This is a genomic window from Kordia sp., assembly GCF_022447245.1.
Taxonomy (GTDB): Bacteria; Bacteroidota; Bacteroidia; order Flavobacteriales; family Flavobacteriaceae; genus Kordia.
In genome coordinates this window covers 41,196-61,286 of record NZ_JAKVBC010000004.1, presented here as the reverse complement: position 1 = coordinate 61,286, position 20,091 = coordinate 41,196, and the positions used below count along the sequence as shown (strand labels likewise).

The window sequence follows — 20,091 nt, the reverse complement described above, 5'->3', positions numbered from 1 at the left end:
CTTGATTAGCGTACAAATGCATTTGCTATTCCACCATCTACATTGATGATGTTTCCGGTACTTTTGTCCAATATACCGACTAATGCAAAGACCCCATTAGCAATATCTTCTGGTTGAATTACTTTGTTCATCAGGTTGCGTTTGGCGTAAAAATTAGGTAATTCTTCTATCGTTATGCCATATGCTTTTGCTCTTCCTTCTGCCCATGCTCCTTCCCATATTTTGCTTCCAATAATAACGCCATCTGGATTAACTGTATTTACTCTAATATTCTCAGGACCTAGTTCTGCAGCTAGCAAACGTGTCATATGTTGTTGTCCAGCTTTGGCAGTTCCATAGCCCACATTATTCTTACCTGCTACTAGGCCATTCTTGCTAGCAATATGGACAATATCACCTCCCAACTCCTGTTTTCTTAAGATTTTTACAGCTTCTTTAGCCATATTGAACTGGCCTTTTACTAATATATTCTGTAGTAGGTTCCAATCATCTTCGGAGGTTTCCGTTAAGGATTTTGAAATGGCTAAACCTGCTGAGTGAACAATAATATCTACACCTCCAAACTCCAAACAGGCTTTTTCAAAAGCCTGTTTAACAGACTCGGAATTGGTGACATCACAAAGGGCATAAGTGGAAATATCTCTTTTATAAGCGGCATTAGCTTCTATCAGTCGTTCTTCATTAATATCTGTCAAAATCACATTTGCTCCTTCTTCTGCCAGCTTAGTTGCTATGGCTTTCCCAATGCCACCTCCTGCACCACTTATCATAGCTACTTTTCGGGATAAGGGTTTTTCTTTGGGTTGGCGCTGTAATTTTGCTTCTTCTAACAACCAATATTCAATGTCAAAAGCCTCTTGGCGTGGCAAGGCTGTATATTCAGAAATAGCCTCTGCTCCTCGCATTACATTGATGGCGTTGATATAAAACTCGCTAGCTACTCTAGCTGTTTGTTTGTTTTTGGCGAAGGTGAACATTCCGACGCCAGGATATAATATCACTACAGGGTTGGTATCTCGAATGGCGGGGCTATTATCATATTTGCAATTTTCATAATAATTAGTATAGTCTCTTCGGTATTGTTCAAAGTCTGGTTCAATGGTAGCCTTAATAATTGAAGCATCTTCTAAATTGCTATCGGGCGATAGACGGAGAACCAAAGGTTGGATTTTAGTCCTTAAGAAATGATCAGGACAGGAAGTGCCTAGCGGGGCCAATTTGGGTAAGTCATTACTATTAATAAACTCTAAAACTCTGTCGTCATCTGTAAAGTGCCCGATCATTCTTTGATGAGAGGAACACAATCCTCTAAGTATAGGAGCTAGTTTTGCGGCTTGTTTCTTACGTTCCTCTTTTGGCAAACTCTCAATGATTTGACCACCGAAAACAGGATGTTCTTTACCTTCCCTTTGAGCAATATATTCTGCAGCCATTTCAATTACTTCTAGGCTGTTAATGTAGGATTCATAAGCGGTATCCCCCCAGGTAAACAAACCATGTCCACCTAGAATAATCCCTCTAATACGAGGGTTTTCTGCTAAACATTTTTCCAATTGTAAGCCTAAATCAAACCCGGGGCGCTGCCAGGGTATCCAGCCCATTGTATCACCCCAGATCTCTCTGGTAATAGCACGGCTATCTTTAGCCGCAGCTATTGAAATCAATGCATCTGGATGCAAGTGATCAATGTGTTTGAAAGGTAGTAAAGCATGCAAAGCAGTATCAATAGAAGGAGCTCGACTATCTAGATCGAATAAACAATGGTAGTAAAGGGGCACTATTTCATCCTCGAACTCTAGGCCTTTATAAACATTTTTTAACGCTCTCAACCTTTTTGTGTAAAGGCCAGCAACACCATCACGGGATAAGGTGCCTATATCACCACCTGATCCTTTTACCCACATCACCTCAACTTCCTCACCAGTCAAAGGATCCTTTTCAATGGTTTTACAAGAAGTATTTCCACCTCCAAAATTAGTAATTCTTAAATCGGCTCCTAATAAGTTGGAACGATAGAGAAATAAAGCTATTTGATCATCACCAAAACTATCTGCTTTTTCAAAATCCCATAGATAATCTACGTATTTGAAGGTTTTATTAGATGTTATCATAATATAATCTCTTTTGTTCTATTTATTTTGATAATTAGTGAGTCGTATTTACAAATATAAGCTGGTTTTAGGTGTGATTATCAATACAATTTGATTAATAATTTGCACTTTTTGAACTATAGTTTTTTAAATATTTCTGAATTATTATATCCGTGTAAAAGATTTTTATGGTTCTTTACCATAAATGAAGCACATAAAAATTGGGATTTATTTCTAAATATGGCTGGGAAAGCAGACATTGACTATTATACGATTTTTCTTCTATCAGAACATTTTTATGGGTACCAATGTAATTGGAACATCAGCAGATTCCTTTGAGAATACCAACTTAATAATACAAATAATGAAGTCGGAGTATTAGAAAATAATTTTAAAACTTTTCCTATTAATTCCGGTAAGATTATAATTATTTATCTAGGTTTAAAGCACTGATTCCATAAACTTATAATTAAGAATAGTTGGAAAATTGCATAGATTTTACGAACAGGCATAATATCATTGAAAATCAATTACCTCTCAATATATTGTTCGGGACTGTTCATACAATATTGTCATGCGAGTAATGACTAAACTAACGAAATTCCATCAAACTAAACAAAAACGTCAGCTAAAGAGTAAAAAGTAGCGAGCTTGGAAGACTTTGCGCGCCAAGCAGCTGGACTTCAAAGAGAAGAGGAGCTGAGTGGTAAAGATGGAGTTTTGATTCCCTTAATTAAGCAGATCATGGAATTGAGGATAGAAGGCGAGTTGGATGCACACTTAGAAGAAGAAAGAGCTGCGCTGAGAGCAAATCGTCGTAATGGTAAAATCGCAAAAAACTCAAGACTGAATTTGGAGAGATCGAACTGTAAAACAGCTGAGATCACGCCAGTACTTTTTAGCCTCAAGCAGTAAGAAAAAGGCAAACGAGCCTGGGAGTTGGTTTAGATAATTAAATCATCGCTATCCATAAGTGCCTAGACAAAATTTCATTGTACCAACTTTTCGGACAAACTACTTAGTAGAAGGATGCTATGTAAAGTAAGACATAATGGCCGAGTTGAGCTCAGAGCGATGTACTGCGTTTTAGCCTTGGATCAACATCGTTATAAGTAATTTTTGGGTTTGTATGTGTCTGAAAATGAGTAGGCTAAATTCTAGTTGAATGTTTTGACAGACTTACAAAACCAGAGAGAAAAAAGAGTGGGGAGAAAAATACCGAATAGTACTGTTATTATGTCGTATTAATAAGCAAAGACTAAGCCAAAATTTTAAAGGATAGATTAGACTACTGCTTTTCCAATTCGCATATAATCCTACCGGACATTATGGTGCAAATCACGGAGCATATGTTCTACTCTACTGATTTTATATATATTTATACCCTTTAGTTTTTTGTTCAATGAAAATATTTTTGACAAATACATAAATGCAAGTAAAACTATTGGAATACGAAGTAAAAAATAGTCTCTTTAGGGTGAAATACCACCGAGCTATGCTTCTTGATAGTCTATTTTGGTTAAAAATATTGATTTAAAGTTTCACCCTTTACCATCTACTTACTACCTCAATTGTGGTAAACTCATTGGCATCATCTCTGGGGTCAATAGCCGTATTAGCCTTTACATTTACCGAAAGGGGTATGCCCACTTCCTTGATACATAAATCAATATTATTATCATTATCTCCAACATCTGCAATCTGGAAAGGATAAATAGTCATGGTATCTTTTCCATTTCGTAAGATGATACTAAAGTTTTGGAGCGCTTTTTCACCCAATTCTTCTCCATTTATCGCGCGAACACCACCAGCCCATACAGTCCGAACTACAGTTGTCGTTTTATTTTTAGGGCAATCACAACCACGCCCATCTGCTACGTAAGGATAGTCATTATCCAGTTTGAAATATTCTGCATAACTCAAGAATGGTCCTCTGTCTAAAGGAGTAACTGTTATTTTTTGGCCTTTGAAATTTTGACCACTTCGTGCTAATAGATCACCTATTATTTCTACTTCTTTAGGTTCATTTTCTGGAGCGTTTCCATAATCACCTATTAACAATACCGTTCTCAATTCAAAAGCTTCACTTGCAGGTTTCAGAGTGACTACCTCTACTCCATATACCTGGTCCTTTTGGGTTCTTATTTGAAAATCAGTAGCGTCCAATGTATTTGGATCTAACTCGTGTGAAAAAACAACAGGCATTCCATCACTTCCTGGTGCTTTAAGTGAAATACCAAGCGATGTTTTAGGTAAGGCATTGTCTAAACCGAAAAAAGCAGATAAGATTTTTATTGGCCTTTCCGAGTCAATAGGTGGTATGTTTTTTGAAAGGACATAATTTGGGCTTCGCTGACAATTGAACCCAATAATCAACACCATTATTAATAGAATATTTTTAATTGAATTCATCATAAGTTAGAAACATTTTATGGATAACTTTCTAATAAACCAAATTGCCATAAGTGATACCTACAATGCATGTAGTGGAATAGTTCTATTTGCTCAAAGGTAAGCTCACCCATCATAGGGTGATAGCCTTTTGGAATTTCCATTGCTTCATAGTGATCATAAAATCTATTGATTGCAATTGGAATTTGTGCTAAAGCCTCTTCATAAGTAGCATATTTTAAAGGAGGTAAATCTGCCTTGGTCTTTCCACTCGGACGGTGTTGGAAAATAGCCCCTTTCTTTATGAATTTTTGGAAGCCCAATTGACTTCTACTTGGTTCAGCTTCAGAGTTTTCGTGATACTTAGCACTAGATTTGATGATCCAAGTGAGATGTTCTATCATATGTTGTGCTGTCATAATACCAAAATGAGGGATCTGTTCAGACCCAAGCTTTTTTAATAGGGCATAAAACTCCTCTCGTAGAAACTTTTGCTTAGCTGTATGTCGATTCATAGTCTTTCATTTTGAAGGTACTTAATTAAATAGATTTATGGTTATTTATTATTTGAAAAATTAATAGGCATGGTATAGTTTGCTTGACTTGACATTTTGGGTTTTCTGAAGCATCAATAAAAATATGAATAACTAAGCCATAATTTTCCTAGGTGTAATAATAGAAAATTTCTTTACGCTTACTTAACCTTTATACGAATACAAAATCTTCTAAAGGTACTTTTATCATCCTAATATCATTATTCTTAAATTATGAAATAAATAAGATTAAAATTTTGAATTAATTAAAAAAATTGAGAAAAATCACTTAAAATTGGAGAAAAAACCAATTAAAATGGGGAAAAATAAATCAATGGATAGGAGGTCGTTTTTGAAAAATAGTGCTCTAGCAACTAGCGGTATCATGATCGTACCTCGACATGTATTAGGTGGGAAGGGTTATACCGCTCCTAGCGATCGCTTAAATATAGCAGCTGTGGGGGCTGGCGGTAAAGGCGATGGCAATATTAGAGCTGCTTCATTGTGGAATAGAGCTACAGGTGAAACACAAGAGAATATCGTCGCCCTTTGTGATGTCGATCAAAAAATGGCGAAAGAGTCTTTCAAACGGTTTCCAAAGGCAAAAAGGTTTAAAGATTTCAGAGTGATGCTCAATGAAATGGCGGATGATATCGATGCTGTTATTGTCTCAACACCCGATCATAGCCATGCAACAGCTGCCCTGCCTTTTATGCAACTAGGCAAACACGTTTATGTCGAAAAACCACTCACGCATAATGTGTATGAAGCACGGGTGCTCACGGAAGCAGCAGCCAAATATAATGTGGTGACCCAAATGGGGAATCAAGGTAGTAGCGGGGATGGCATTCGTCAGGTTTGTGAATGGGTAGAGATTGGTATTATTGGTGATATACGTGAAGTGCATTGCTGGACTAATCGACCTGTTTGGCCTCAAGGTTTAGCTCGACCTCAAGATGATTTTCCCATCCCTGATACCTTGGATTGGGATTTGTGGCTAGGACCTGCGCCTGATCAAAAGTATCATCCAGGACTTGTACCCTTCGGATGGAGGGGATGGTGGGATTTTGGAACAGGCTCTTTGGGCGATATGGCATGCCATATCATTGATCCCGCGTTTAAAGCTCTAAAACTTAAATATCCCATCGCTGTAGAGTCTAGCACCGTTACTAAATATGCCAGAATGTGGGCAGTAGAAAATAATGTGGAAAGTGCTCCTCCTGCTTCTTTGATTCACTTTGATTTTCCTGCAAGGGGCGACATGCCTCCAGTTACTCTTCATTGGTATGATGGAGGCCTAATGCCTCGCCGACCAATCGAACTGAAAGAGGGGGAACCTATGGGCAGCGGCGATGGTGGCGGTATCCTAGTTGGAGATAATGGCAAAATTATGTTTGATACCTATGGTGCAAATCCAAGACTATTACCTTCTGATCGAATGAAGTATTTTAAACAGCCAGAGCCATTTATCGAAAGAGTTAAGGTGAGCCACCAAAGAAACTGGATTAATGCTATAAAAAATGGTGGAGAATGTAGCTCTAGCTTCGATTATGCTGGTCCGTTTACCGAAATGGTACTTATGGGGAATTTGGCCTTGAGAAGTGCAGTAATACAAGATGGAAGAGGCTACCCAGGAAGAAAGCGACTGTTATGGGATGGCGATAATATGAAAATTACGAACTTCAAACCTGCCAACCAATTTGTTAAACGACCCTATAGAGATGGTTGGGAGTTGAAGGTATAGCTTTATGGAGAAAAAAGTGCAGGATGAACAAGGCCTGCATTTTTTGTATAGCCATTATGATGCAGAGGTATAAGGCTCTTCTAGTGCACTTTATGCTTCAAGCAAACTTACAAGCCATATAGCTAGGGTTGTTTGGAGCTTGGAAAACTCTGCATCAAAAGTAACTATTGCTGCTGGTCTAAAATTTGTGAAGCAATAATCGATAGTGCTTATTAGACTTAAGTAGTTAGGCTAGAACCTGTCTGCCTATGGCTGAAATTTTTCATACAAGCAATTTTCACTAGCCGCTTAACTTTTCCAACTATTGTGAGTCATTAAAATCAAAGGGATTACTGCTAATAATCGGATTCCCATATACATACTTGGCAATGTCCATACCATCAAGTCAAACATAATACCTTTAGAAACTTGATATTCTGCCATTTGATAAGAAATACTTACACCTGCCGTACCTAAAGTGAAGAATTCCCAAAGGAAGAATCCCAAATAACCACCCGTCACAAATAGATTGATGGATGGACTTTTCCAATCATAAACGCTTATCAGCATAAAAATAACCATAGCCGAAATCATGCTTATCATGGCATGTGTGTTGAATGATAGGGTAGAAGCGAATGTAATACAAAGGAAAAGAAGTAGGTTGGCGAATACAGTGGTATATAAGCCATTCTTTCTGTCGATGTACTTGTAGGCTTTGATTTTCTGATGAATCGTTTTCATAACTTTGTCTTATAGTTATTAATAAGTTATTTAATTTTAGAGGTAAATTGATTAGATTACTCGATAGAAATCAAGAAATACTCGATATGCTTCAAACCGAAAGATTTTTCCTCAAAGAAATTCAACCTACTGATATTCAACTCATCTATAAAGGTTTATCCGACCCACAAGTTTATCAATACTATGGCGTTCGATTTCTTACCTTAGAAGCTACCAAAGAACAAATGGAGTGGTATGGAATGCTCAAAGAAACTGGAACTGGCATTTGGTTTGGAATCTATGATAAAGTCGATGATGCATTTTGCGGAGCAGGTGGGTACAACAATTTGGAAAAAGAGCATCAAAAAGCAGAAATTGGCTTTTGGCTATATCCTGAGTATTGGGGCAAAGGAATCATGAGTGAAGTAATGCCTAAATTATTAGAGTATGGTTTTGCAGAATTAGATTTAAATAGAATAGAAGGATTTGTAGAAAACGATAATAGTAAATGCAAAAAAGCATTAGCCAAAATCAATTTTCGATTAGAAGGAACCATGCGTCAAGCAGAATTTAAAAATGGAAAATGGATTGACGTAGATATCTATGCAAAATTGAAAAACCAATGAAAAAATTAAAAGAGTTATTATTCCAGCTCGTTCCAGTTGCTATTGGCGTTTATATTGGTATTCTTGCAGGTAACTTGAATGAAAAATGGAACCATCGCGCAAATCAAAAAGAATTTATTGCCAACTTGATTCAAGAGATAGAACTCAACAAAAAGAGAGTTCAATATGCAGAAAATTATCACAAGGAATTGAAGGAGACAATGGATAGCTTGATGGATGTAACAAGGGAGGAAGAACTATCTAAACCATTCATGAAAAATAATGGATTTGCCTTTATCCCTGGTTGGACAGGGGTGCATACACCCGCGCTAGAAAGCTCTGTATTTGATAGTGGTTTGATTGGGAACCTACTGCAAGGTCTTGATTTTGAAACGGTTAGTAAAATTTCAAGAGTTTATAATTTTCAAAAAGAATATAAAGACATTACTAAACCTATCATCAATCGACTGTGGAGTATGAATTTTGAAACACCTACCAATGAAGCCTTAACGATTGCTATGATATTAGGAGGTGATATTCAAGGTATTGAATCTGGTATGGTAAAAGGTTACGATCAATTGATCGAACATTTAAAAGAAATCAATGAGTAAAATCTACTTTTTTAGACATGCACAGGCCTCCTTCATGGCCAATAATTATGATCAACTTTCTGAAAAGGGAATTCAGCAATCCAAAATATTAGGACAATATTTAAAAACGCAGAATATCCAATTTGATCAAGTTTTTTCAGGACCTCTAGAACGCCAACAGCATACTTGCCAATTGGTGTTAGAACAACTTCAACTGGATAAAGAAATCAACACCATTCCTGAGTTAAAAGAACACCAAGGGACAGAGGCCATAAAATTGGCTTATCCTCAGCTAATGGATAAATATCCGCAACTAAGAGAATGGAAAGCAGAAATCGAAAAGAACCCTAAACTGCTAGGTCGAAATACAATGCTCATCTTCCAGAAATTCTTAGCATTATGGGCAGAAAGTGAGGTCGAGGTAGAAGGTGTCGAACCGTGGCCTGTTTTCCGAAAGGATACAAAAATTGGTTTTCAACGAATTTTGGAACAGACTGGGAAAGGAGAAAAAATAGCGGTTTTTACTTCAGGAGGTACAATTGCCTCCATTGTTGGCGATGCTTTGATGGTTGGTAAAGAATCAAAAATTGCTGATTTGAATTTTTCTATCCGCAATACTTCTTTCAGTACCTTTTTGTATTCAAAAGGAAAATATAATATGTTGAGTTTTAATGAAATTCCGCATTTGTCTGAAGATTTAATCACTTTCGTGTAAAATCATATCTAAATTCATGTTTGGAAATTTATTTTTTCAGCCGAATTGATCAATAGTTGATATAGACGATATATTAACGCATTAGTGGTACCAAACATGCTTTGTTCGATGTTTACGTTATCAACTTGCTCCAAAGGACACCAATTATCTGTTAATCAACCAACTTAATAGTGATGAAAAACGATCAAGATCAACGCCCTGATATACAGTCACTGGAGGACAGAAAATCATTTCTGCTCGATGAAAATAGGGCAGAAGCAGTGCAAAAGCGCTATGATAAAGGCCTGAGAACAGCACGAGAGAATATTGATCATCTCTGTGATATGGGATCATTTACTGAATTTGGCTCACTAATGGTAGCTGCTCAGCGTGGGCGCCGAACAATGGAAGATTTGATCAAAAATACACCAGCTGATGGTTTGATCACTGGGGTAGGGGAAGTAAATGGTGTATTTTTTGAGCTGCCGAAGTGCAAGTGTATGGTTTTGAGTTATGATTATACAGTTTTGGCTGGAACGCAAGGCGCATTTAATCATAAAAAAACGGATCGTGCAATTCAAATGGCTCGTTCTGCAAACTTGCCAATCATCTTCTTTGCAGAGGGCGGCGGCGGTCGGCCAGGGGATGTAGATTTTGAATTGATTCATTCGGGAGGTCTGGATGTTCCCACTTTCGTGGAATATGCACGCTTGAGCGGGAAGGTGCCTCGTATAGCCGTGGTCGGGGGGTATTGTTTTGCGGGTAATGCCTCTATTGCAGGCAGTTCGGATGTCCTTATTGCTACCGAAAATGCTTCCATTGGAATGGGAGGACCTGCAATGATTGCAGGTGGGGGGCTGGGGCATTTTCATCCTACTCAGATTGGACCATCAACAGAACTATTCAAAAATGGAGTCATTGATATTTTAGTCCAAGATGAAGCAGCAGCAGTCGAAGCTGCTAAAAAATACCTGTCCTACTTTCAAGGTAAAAAAGCAAATTTTGAAGTGGAAGATCAAGATCAATTACGAGATATCGTACCGCTTAATCGCAAATTTGCATATGATATATTTAAAGTCATCCACACCTTAGCAGACAAAGACTCTGTGCTTGAATTAAGAGGTGGGTTTGCAAAAAATCTGGTAACTGCTTTTATCCGGATCAATGGTTATCCGCTTGGCCTTATGGCAAATAGTACTCGGCACTTGGGCGGTGCTATTGATAGTGATGCTGCAGATAAGGCTGCACGTTTTATGCAGCTATGTGATGCCTTTGGCATCCCGATTCTATCGCTTTGCGATGCTCCAGGATTTATGGTTGGACCAACTTTTGAAAAGAAGGCTATGGTGCGCCATTCCTCTAGGATGTTTATGGTTGGTGCATCTCTACAAGTGCCTATTTTTACCGTAGTTTTGCGAAAAGCATACGGACTAGGTGCCATGGCTATGGCAGGAGGAAGTTTACACGAATCTTACTTCACCATCGCTTGGCCAACTGGCGAATTTGGTGGAATGGGCTTGGAAGGTGCCGTAAAATTAGGTTTTAGAAAAGAGTTGGAAGCGGAAACAAATGAAGAAAAACGACAAGCGCTTTATGATCAGTACCTAAAAGCCTTATATGATCGGGGAAAGGCTCAAAGTGCTGCTTCCTTTTTAGAGTTTGATGAAGTGATTGATCCTAAGTATACCCGAGATTGGATTGTACAAGGGATTGAGAGTCATTCGATAAAGGCTAGTCATCGTATGATTGATAGTTGGTAGTTTTGTGACTTTGTGAGATGGCGCCATTAATTTCCTGAAAAGTAAATATATTATTAAGGCTTTCGCCAAATAAAGGACAAGTTTATCATCATAAGTTTGTAAAGCAATCAGCGAATTTGGAACTTATTGAATGCCCAAAGTGTAAACTTTAGAAAAATACCAATGACAATAGAACTTATCCAAGGAGATATTACTGTTTTACATGTTGATGCAATTGTAAATGCTGCTAATTCGTCTTTAATGGGTGGTGGTGGTGTTGATGGTGCCATTCACAGGGCAGGAGGGAAGGCCATCCTAGAGGAATGTATGCAAATTAGAAACCGTCAAGGAAAATGCAGAACTGGAGAAGCCGTAATCACTACCGCTGGGAATATGCCTTCGAAGAATGTAATTCACACAGTTGGCCCCATTTGGAATGGCCATACCAAACAGGACCAGAAACTAGAGAATTGTTATATAAATAGTATTCAATTAGCTTTGAAACATGGATTGAGGACGATTGCTTTTCCTAATATTAGTACAGGTGTATATCGTTTCCCCAAAAAAAGAGCAGCCCAAATTGCCATAAATACGGTAAAACATTTTGAAGATCGTGAAGATTTAGATCAGGTTATTTTTGTGTGTTTTGATCAAGAAAATTTTGAAATTTATCAAGGTATTTTATCGTCCTATGGTGATCAGACTACATTTTGAAGGAAATAAATTGAATTAAACGAATAGATGATTAATTTGAGGCCTCAAACTAATGATCATGACAAAAATTGCTGTATTTCCTGGTTCTTTTGATCCAATCACTGTAGGGCATGTAGACCTAGTAAAACGAGGATTGCCACTATTTGATAAAATTGTAGTGGCTATCGGTCTCAACTCTCAAAAAAAATACCTTTTTGATCTGGATCAACGAAAGGAATGGTTAGAGGCAGTTTTTGCTGATTATAATCAAGTAGAAGTTGCTCATTTTCAGGGTTTAACAGCTAATTATTGTAATGAAATAGGTGCAAGGTACTTACTTCGCGGTTTGAGAAATGCCTCAGATTTTGATTATGAAAAAACTATTTCTCAGTTAAATCATATTGTTGGTGATGGCATCGAAACGATCTTTTTGATCTCTCAGCCAGAATACTCCCACATTAGTTCCACTATTGTCAGAGAAATTATCAAGGGGAATGGTGATGCTAGCCCATTTATTCCTGCAGAAGTGATCGTCCCAAAATTTTAATTATGCAATCTTACGAATGGATATTATTTGATGCTGATAATACTTTATTAGACTTTGATGAAGCCGAATTATTTGCTCTTAGTCATACTTTGAAAGAAAAGTCAATTCCCTATACTTCATCTTTGCATCAAACCTATAAAGTAATCAATCATCAGTGCTGGAGTGCTTTTGAAAATGGGAAAATGACCAAATCAGAATTGCGATGGAAACGATTTGAATTGTTTCTATCAGCAATTGGACGATCAGATGTATCTCCCAAATCTTTTGAAGAGCAATATTTAGGTCGATTGAGTGAGGCTGGATTTATGATTGAAGGCAGTCAAAATTTACTAGAGGACTTGCAAGGGACATATCGATTAGCAATAGTCACAAATGGATTAAAAGAAGTGCAAAGACCTCGTTTCCGACAAGCAGGGATTTACGACTTATTTGATACCATTATTGTATCTGATGAAATTGGTTTTGCAAAACCATCGCAAGATTTTTTTCAGTATACATTTGAACAAATTAACTTCCCAGAGAAGAAAAAGGTAGTCATTGTGGGGGATAATTTAAATTCTGATATCAAAGGTGGAAATAACTATGGTATTTCAACTTGTTGGTATAATTATCGGCAAAAGGAAAATGATACAGAAATACAGCCAAAATATGAAGTTAAAAATATGGATGAATTAAGGTCTTTATTTTTAGTTTGATACTTTCCACTTTCGATGTTTGATAAAACTTATTAGTCTGGGTAAATCATCCACTTCATATTTGAAGTAGGGCTGTAATATGCCTCCCATACTACGCATCCAAAATGCTACCCCTTTAATCTCTGAACCCATGAAATCAACTATTTTAGGAGTATTAGCGTATTTTTTTATCACATGGGCATAAATGGCATGCATAGCATAGATCTTTTTCCCGGCTTCACTTGGGCCTCCAAAAATAGATATTAAACGATCGTGGCTGTGCAAAAAAGCAGTAGCACAACAAAGCTGCTCTTCATTATCATAACAACCATATATTTCAATAGTATTGTGCTTTAAGTGAGCATCCATAATATTAAATATAGTTTGCCGTGTTGTTAGTGATAAATTTAATTTTTTACCAAATTGTTTGAAGTAGAAATCAACAATAATTTGAGCAGAATTGATAGGCTTTATATTGTGTTTAGTCGCCAACTTTCTAAGGTTTCTTCTAATCTCTCTATTCAGTCCTTTTATCAATATTTCTTCCTCTTTATCAAGTGGTATTACGTAATTATCTTTTGTATGAATATGATTAGGCCACAGCGTTGTTCCTTTATCATTAGTATCGATAGTTGGCGTTTTGTGATGTAATTGGATATTAATATATTTAAAATAGGGAGGAATATTCTTTAAAAACTGTTCCGCAATATTTGCCGTAAGGCCATTCCCAATGATACCTAATTGCTGAGTCAATATTGGTTGGAAAAGTTGTTTAGTAATGAGAAGTTTGTTGTTATATGGAAGCGGCATGATAAATTTGTATTCTTCCCATACAAGTGCACTCCAATGCTTACAACAATTATCTAGGTGCCATGTGTAAAAGTATGGTAGTCCATTCTTTGCCTTTTGGACAGTAGTATTCCACAGTTGGTCATTAATTTCTTTTCTTTTTAAATAACTAATCATGTTGCAAAGCTAACTTATTTGAGAAGAATAAGTTAGGGAGTTAGGTCAGAAAATTGGTGTAATAAAATTCAGCCCTAGGCAGACAAATTTTAGCGTCCCCTCAAAAATCATGCTTAACTTTACTATCGTCAGTTCCACATGATTTTCCAACTGACCATTTTATGATACTAGTAATTTTGACTAGCCGCTCATTAACTTATATATGGGTTGCCAATTTTTCGAAATTATGACTCAAATACACTGCTAATTTTAGGTAATAGAATTACATCTATTTAAAATTTAGGAATAAATCTAATTTTCAAAAGAAATTCTTTTTGTAGATGATGTAATATCAGTTTGATAGCAGACGTTTTTTTTGAATAATTTAAGGCAAACTAATATTGTACGAATTTCTTATAACTAGAAATAAGCAATACTATGTATTTCTTTATGAATCCATGACTTATGTGCCATTGCGAAAGACTTGTTTTTTTCTTTAAAAAGCTGTAAATTGTTTTTATGCGCTTCCGTTGGCAATATTTTATTAATTTATATTTGATAAATGTAATGATTTATTATATTTGCAAAACGCTTCAAAACCTATACTTCATTTTTTAAAATTTTATTTTTGAAAACAAAGCTATTGCTAGTTTGTTCCATTATTCTGTCTATTAGCAGAAAATAGGAAAAATGATACATCATTAAAACTGAACAAATGAGTAAGGCTAAGCAAGTAAAACTTGTCGAAGATAAGGCAGGAGAAATATGGGTCAAAGTAATACTGAAAGGGCCAACCAAGCAAAAAGATTATTATGTAAGTACCTATGGCAGAGCGAAAGCTTTTAATAGGAAAATAAATACTGAAATGGAATTGAAAGGAAGTCTCGGAAGACGAGGCTACAAGTCTATTAATATTAGACTAGTGGAAGGATACCAATCCTTATTCATACACAAAGCCATAGCAGAAAATTTTGTCCGTAAGCCCTCAGAAAAACATACTTACATTTTACACAAAAATCATGATACCTTAGATAACAGAACCTCTAATCTAATATGGGCTACTGAAAAAGAATGGAAACATCACTTGGAGGGTAGAGTAGAATATAAGAAAAGGCATGGATTAATACCAAAGGATAAACCTAAACCTATAACTAATAATAAACTTACAGAAACTAAAGTAGCCATTATCAAAAAATGGCTGAAGAATAACAAGACAAAGACCAAAATTATTGCGAAAAAATTCAATGTAAGTGTCACACAAATTAAAAGAATCGAAAGACAAGAGAACTGGGCAGAAGTGGAAGCAGCTTCCTAGAATTCACCAGTATTCTCTTTAATCAGTCAATCACATTAAGTTACACCTAAAACTCTCAGCGTAAAAACTGCCCGAAAATAAAGACCAAATTTGAATTTAAATGCTTTGATTTTTGGTAGTGATTCAATAACAAAATTTTGAGAGTTAAATGAACAAGTTAAGTTTAAGCCGATCTGAACTTCAAGAGTTAATTGGTAGGTATTACTCCGAAGTCAGAAAATTGAGTTATCAATTACAGAAAACTCAGAAAACCATTCAGGAATTACAATCTGAACTCAATCAAAAACCAGTATTTGATATTCCAGATGCACCAATCGTTTCTATTACTTCTACCACAAAAGGAACAGAAAATCATAAATCTGGAACAGATTCGAATGCAGAAGTTATTACTGAAGGAACAAAAAAAAGAAAAAAAGGACGCCCTTCCGAAAATGAGAATCGCTCAGATAAAAAGAAAAGCATTTTGCAATCCAGCAGCCAGAGAAGAGGATACAAATTGTCAGAAACGGATAATTTCGTCATGGGGCAACTAAACCATTTTCAAAAGCCATTAATCGCTGCTGAAATTATATATTTGGCAGAAGAGGATGCTAAAACAAAAGGTGAAAAATTTGATCTTGATGATTTTAAAATCAAATTGAACCGAAGTATCCACAAATTAGCTAATCGCCGAGGAGATATCCTCAAACTAAGATATGAAGGGCGTGGATTTTCATATGCTTTACCAGAATGGACTTCTAAAGACGGAAAATTAAAGAAGAAATTTTCACGTTAAGAAATAAAATAAAAGAGGCTCATCTACAGATCAGCCTCTTTTTCTTTTATATATTTACTAAAATATCTGATTGCACAGCTACAACCCATCCTCTTTCATCTTCAATTGTGCCAGCTCTTAATCCATCAATCTCTTCCTTAATCATAGCACCTATTTTTCTTTCCTCCATTGGTGGAAGTACCATCTCCTTATCCTGGTAAGCAATTTTTGCTACATGAGCAATTACTGCTGCGGTACCTGAACCAAAAACTTCTTCCAATTTCCCCGCTTCATGGGCCTTTACTACTTCATCAATTGCTAGTGGACGTTCTTCTATTTGGTATCCTTTATCCTTAAGAATATTTAAAATAGAATCTCTTGTAATTCCTTTCAGTATCGCCCCATCTGTAGCTGGAGTAATTACTTTGCCATCAATTACAAAAAAGATATTCATGGTACCTACTTCCTGAATGTACTTAAATTCACTGCCATCCATCCACATTACCTGATCATATCCTTTTTCATTAGCGATTTTTGCAGGAAGCAATGAACCAGCATAATTACCCGCTGCTTTTGCTTCACCAGTACCGCCATTGACTGCTCTAACATATTTTTGCTCTGCAATTAAACTAACAGGCTTAGGATAATATGGGCCTACAGGGCCAGTAAAAATGATAAACTTATACCTCTGTGAAGGTTTGACACCAATGAATTCATCCGTAGCAAACATATATGGACGGATATATAACGCACTCCCTAGCTGTGGTGGAATCCAAGCTTGGTCTAAATCAATTAGTGCATGTAAGGCCTCTAAAAATAAATCTTCAGGTACAGCTGGCATACACATTCGTGCAGCTGATGCATTAATCCTTTTGGCATGCATTTCAGGACGTAGAAGCATTGCCTTACCATCAACTGTCTTGGAAGCTTTCATGCCTTCAAAAATAGCTTGACCATAGTGCAATACCATGGCTGCTGGATGCATCTCAAAATTCCCGAAAGGAACAATTCTTAAATCTTGCCATTCTCCGTCTTGGTAGTCTGCCACAAACATGTGGTCAGAGAATACTCTCCCGAAAGGAATGTTGTCGAAGTCAACCGAAGAAAGTCGAGAAGCTTCGGTCTTACTTACTGTGATATTATATTTCATAGGCAAGAAAATTTAATGATTTATTCACGAAATAATAAATAAATTTTATATTGGTTAATATAAGTCATTTTTTTTAAACTATAATTTGGCTGAAATGCCTTATAAAATTATTTTATTTTGAGTCCTAGCTTTAGAGATTTTCAAATATTCTCTGTTTCAGAACCCACAAAGTGGAAATCACAATTAAAAGGTAAAAATACAAAAGGTATTTTTATAACTTATAATGTTTTAGATTCAGCAAATGAATTACAAGCTTTTTTAGCTAAAATTCTAGCTGCTGCTAAAATAGATATAGAGCAAGATACTCTTTGGCTCCCTGCCGAAAATATACCAAGCTTTTCACTCGCTCAGATTACTTGCTCAAATAGTATTAAATACGTATTGGTGTTTGGGCGCAAGCCGCAAGAAATTGGCCTTAACATATCTATCAAGTTATATCAGCCTTTTCTACTTAACAATATTCGTTTTATATTCGCCGATGACTTATCCATTATTCTTAAAGAACGTAAAGCAGGGGGAAAAGTTAAATCTGCCGCTCTCTGGAATTGCTTAAAAGCAATTTTTTTACAAAAATAAAACAAGCATAGTAACTGGATGGTCAGTGCAAAAATTCCAAGCAACTAAGGATAATAAGATTGAGCACGATTTTTTAGCTGAGGTAAACCATTCTTGAGTGTTATCAATGCTTTGAGAAATAAAATCATTCTTCGCGTTTTTGCTGTCGTAAGAAATCAAGTTATATATGAAAAAAATTTAAACATTTGCTTGGATTAACCATAGAAAGCAGACAGGTTTTAGCGTCCCTACAAAAATCATGCGTAACTTTACTATCGTCAGTTTCTTATGATTTTCGTAGAGACAATTTTATTATACAAGCAATTTTGACTAGCCGCTTACCTTAATCTAATTGATATTTCTGCTTTACTTCTTTTACAATATGATCAGGTGCAATTGGAATTGCGGGAACTGCATATTGTGAACCATAAATTTGGTAATTAAATTTAATAGCATAAATTCTATCTAAAGTCATCTTAAAAGCTCCTACAGACAACTCATCTTCTTGAATGGCAGTATGTAAGACTGGCAGATATCTTTCCATTGTAGCAAGATCCGCGTGCTGTATCACTAACCACATTACATGTTCATAATCATCCCCTACCATCGTCTTTCCGATATAGGTTTGATAAATATTGTATAATGAATCAATGGTCTTCAAATTGCGTTCATCAACTATCCTCATTTGCTCTAGATCAGGATTATCCCAATCTCCTCTGACTGCTTGATCTGCTGCATCGATTTTTTTCATCAATTGTTTCAGCTCCTCATCATATTGATACTTCTTTTTTTGAACGGTTTTTGGCTGCCCTTGAATCAAAGCATTTTGGCTAATCCCCTCTTCAGCTGTTTTCTGTTCAGCACCATGATAGAGTCTGTAATTTTCAGCATCTACACTACCAAATAATGAAGAAAACTCTTCTTTTGGCAATATATCTCGCCACAGATTAATAGCATTAGATTCTGGATTTAACGCCATTAAGAATAGTTCCGGATTTTTTTGGTAACTACGCAATATTAAACCTCTAATAGTATCCTTATTTTCTTGCAAATAGGTATAACCTACTGCAATATTCCAATAATCTATACATTGTATTCGACCGTTTCTTCGCTTAATCCTACTGTAAGTATTTTTCAAGACTTTCGTACCATGCTCAAAATCAGCTTTTGAAACACTTGCTTTATGAGGTGGATAATATGCTGTTTGCTGCGACATTGTTTCAGATGAACAACTAATTACTATTAATAATAAGATCAATCTTGTACTTAAGCTCATTCCAAACTGCTTTTTCTTAAAAGGCATATTTATGTTATTCAAATTGATAAACTGAACTTGATTATTTACACTTTGATATCTTCTTTGCACTGATGCAATACCATAAATGTTTGTAAAACTGTATAGATTTAATGAATAAAAATTAAGCTTTAAACTATGGTACAAATCATTTTTCAAATTAGGATATCCTATCCAAATACTGTTATAATCTCTCACTACACTTCTACTTGTAAAATAAGTAGCAATCCTCAAATTCCGTCAGAATACTGTAATCCAGCTTTAATTTAACAGACTTCTTAAGGTAATATTTAGCTGATAAATTGGACTTGCAACTATTGAAAGACTTTGTATTGTTAGAGAAATTATCGGATTATTTCCATTCTGGAAAATCAAATAATGCGCTCTAAATTGTGAGTAGCAATCGAAAAACTGTTAGTATTTTGCTATGGTCATGTTTTCAATAACCATTTTCTCTCTAAATACAGTCACAAGTTAATAGTTTAAAGCAGCAATAATTTTGACAAAAAAGCTAAAAGTGACAAGAACTAATTTTACAATAAAAAAACAAGTAAAAACACAAGTACTTATAAATCAATATTTTAACCTAATAACAACTAAACAAAATCAAGGTATGCCGTAATCTACAATAACAATCGCAACCTGCTTAGATTGTTCAGGAGTTAAATTATCCATATCCTCTGGAGAGCTAATAATTCCTAGGGATAAAAAGGCTGTTATACGTAATAAAGGTTAAGTCATGAAAGAAATATTATGTTTCAAATTTCATCTATTCAAATGACTAAGTTGTAGACAAAGATTGCCAGTTTGACATCTACTCAATTTCAATCAACCTATACAAAATATTGATTATCATAAACTTAAGTACATAATATTCTAAATAAGACTATTGAAACTTGCTTTCATTTTGAGTAAGCATTATATTGGACACAAATATTAAAGAAAATATCAATCTAAGATATTCACCTCTAACTCCATATCTTTTACTAAGGAGAGTATTAATATACACGCGAATTAATTTGTTCTACACGGACTGTCCTTCAGTTATTTACAAGTTGAAATATACCTTTTGATTTGAA

The 20,091-nt window shown here is 35.7% G+C and carries 19 protein-coding genes; 12 read left to right on the top strand and 7 right to left on the bottom strand.

Annotation, left to right across the window (positions count from 1 at the left end; translation table 11 throughout):
* Positions 1-5: 5 nt before the first annotated feature.
* Positions 6-2,111, bottom strand: a complete 2,106-nt coding sequence (locus MK119_RS04240; RefSeq protein ID WP_290671227.1) for a bifunctional aldolase/short-chain dehydrogenase — start codon at positions 2,109-2,111, stop codon at positions 6-8.
* A 630-nt stretch (positions 2,112-2,741) separates the two neighbouring features.
* Here MK119_RS04240 and MK119_RS04235 point away from each other — a divergent pair.
* A complete protein-coding gene (locus MK119_RS04235) occupies positions 2,742-3,005 on the top strand; it encodes a hypothetical protein (RefSeq protein WP_290671225.1) in 264 nt (87 codons plus the stop codon).
* Between the two features lie 633 nt (positions 3,006-3,638).
* On the opposite strand, the gene MK119_RS04230 is transcribed toward MK119_RS04235, so the two are convergent.
* Both MK119_RS04230 and MK119_RS04225 read right to left on the bottom strand, forming a co-directional pair.
* A complete protein-coding gene (locus MK119_RS04230; protein WP_290671223.1) occupies positions 3,639-4,505 on the bottom strand; it encodes a hypothetical protein in 867 nt (288 codons plus the stop codon).
* A 14-nt stretch (positions 4,506-4,519) separates the two neighbouring features.
* A complete protein-coding gene (locus MK119_RS04225; protein WP_290671221.1) occupies positions 4,520-4,996 on the bottom strand; it encodes a DUF1569 domain-containing protein in 477 nt (158 codons plus the stop codon).
* 313 nt (positions 4,997-5,309) lie between these two features.
* On the opposite strand from MK119_RS04225, the gene MK119_RS04220 reads away from it, so the two are divergent.
* On the top strand, positions 5,310-6,758 hold the full coding sequence (locus MK119_RS04220) for a Gfo/Idh/MocA family oxidoreductase (protein ID WP_290671219.1): 1,449 nt from the start codon (positions 5,310-5,312) through the stop codon (positions 6,756-6,758).
* A 288-nt stretch (positions 6,759-7,046) separates the two neighbouring features.
* Here MK119_RS04220 and MK119_RS04215 read toward each other — a convergent pair whose 3' ends face one another.
* The gene (locus MK119_RS04215) at positions 7,047-7,478 is read right to left on the bottom strand and encodes a hypothetical protein (protein WP_290671217.1); all 432 of its coding nucleotides are present in this window, start codon (positions 7,476-7,478) and stop codon (positions 7,047-7,049) included.
* 47 nt (positions 7,479-7,525) lie between these two features.
* On the opposite strand from MK119_RS04215, the gene MK119_RS04210 reads away from it, so the two are divergent.
* From MK119_RS04210 to MK119_RS04180, 7 genes are all read left to right on the top strand, one after another.
* A complete protein-coding gene (locus MK119_RS04210; RefSeq protein ID WP_290671215.1) occupies positions 7,526-8,083 on the top strand; it encodes a GNAT family protein in 558 nt (185 codons plus the stop codon).
* Entirely contained in the window at positions 8,080-8,673 is a 594-nt protein-coding gene (locus MK119_RS04205) for a hypothetical protein (protein WP_290671213.1), read from the top strand. The genes MK119_RS04210 and MK119_RS04205 overlap by 4 nt, the downstream gene beginning before the upstream one ends.
* Entirely contained in the window at positions 8,666-9,367 is a 702-nt protein-coding gene (locus tag MK119_RS04200; RefSeq protein WP_290671211.1) for a histidine phosphatase family protein, read from the top strand. The genes MK119_RS04205 and MK119_RS04200 overlap by 8 nt, the downstream gene beginning before the upstream one ends.
* A gap of 173 nt (positions 9,368-9,540) precedes the next feature.
* The gene (locus MK119_RS04195; RefSeq protein WP_290671209.1) at positions 9,541-11,106 is read left to right on the top strand and encodes a carboxyl transferase domain-containing protein; all 1,566 of its coding nucleotides are present in this window, start codon (positions 9,541-9,543) and stop codon (positions 11,104-11,106) included.
* Between the two features lie 162 nt (positions 11,107-11,268).
* Positions 11,269-11,799 carry an O-acetyl-ADP-ribose deacetylase gene (locus tag MK119_RS04190; RefSeq protein ID WP_290671207.1) on the top strand — a complete coding sequence of 177 codons (531 nt, stop codon included), beginning with the start codon at positions 11,269-11,271 and terminating at the stop codon, positions 11,797-11,799.
* Between the two features lie 58 nt (positions 11,800-11,857).
* On the top strand, positions 11,858-12,325 hold the full coding sequence (gene coaD, locus MK119_RS04185; protein WP_290671205.1) for a pantetheine-phosphate adenylyltransferase: 468 nt from the start codon (positions 11,858-11,860) through the stop codon (positions 12,323-12,325).
* 2 nt (positions 12,326-12,327) lie between these two features.
* Positions 12,328-13,020 carry a YjjG family noncanonical pyrimidine nucleotidase gene (locus tag MK119_RS04180; RefSeq protein ID WP_290671202.1) on the top strand — a complete coding sequence of 231 codons (693 nt, stop codon included), beginning with the start codon at positions 12,328-12,330 and terminating at the stop codon, positions 13,018-13,020.
* Here MK119_RS04180 and MK119_RS04175 read toward each other — a convergent pair.
* Complete coding sequence (locus MK119_RS04175; RefSeq protein ID WP_290671200.1) at positions 13,012-13,965, bottom strand: hypothetical protein; 954 nt, start codon at positions 13,963-13,965, stop codon at positions 13,012-13,014. The genes MK119_RS04180 and MK119_RS04175 overlap by 9 nt on opposite strands.
* Before the next feature lie 694 nt (positions 13,966-14,659).
* On the opposite strand from MK119_RS04175, the gene MK119_RS04170 reads away from it, so the two are divergent.
* Together MK119_RS04170 and MK119_RS04165 are read left to right on the top strand one after the other, a co-directional pair.
* Entirely contained in the window at positions 14,660-15,259 is a 600-nt protein-coding gene (locus tag MK119_RS04170; RefSeq protein WP_290671198.1) for an NUMOD4 domain-containing protein, read from the top strand.
* 148 nt (positions 15,260-15,407) lie between these two features.
* The gene (locus MK119_RS04165) at positions 15,408-16,034 is read left to right on the top strand and encodes a hypothetical protein (RefSeq protein WP_290671196.1); all 627 of its coding nucleotides are present in this window, start codon (positions 15,408-15,410) and stop codon (positions 16,032-16,034) included.
* Between the two features lie 46 nt (positions 16,035-16,080).
* Here MK119_RS04165 and MK119_RS04160 read toward each other — a convergent pair whose 3' ends face one another.
* A complete protein-coding gene (locus MK119_RS04160) occupies positions 16,081-17,163 on the bottom strand; it encodes a branched-chain amino acid aminotransferase (protein WP_290671193.1) in 1,083 nt (360 codons plus the stop codon).
* Positions 17,164-17,280: 117 nt separating this feature from the next.
* On the opposite strand from MK119_RS04160, the gene MK119_RS04155 reads away from it, so the two are divergent.
* Positions 17,281-17,739, top strand: a complete 459-nt coding sequence (locus tag MK119_RS04155; protein WP_290671191.1) for a hypothetical protein — start codon at positions 17,281-17,283, stop codon at positions 17,737-17,739.
* Between the two features lie 322 nt (positions 17,740-18,061).
* Here MK119_RS04155 and MK119_RS04150 read toward each other — a convergent pair whose 3' ends face one another.
* Positions 18,062-19,210, bottom strand: coding sequence for a DUF6624 domain-containing protein (locus tag MK119_RS04150; RefSeq protein WP_290671189.1), 1,149 nt, complete (start codon positions 19,208-19,210; stop codon positions 18,062-18,064).
* Positions 19,211-20,091 lie beyond the last annotated feature (881 nt).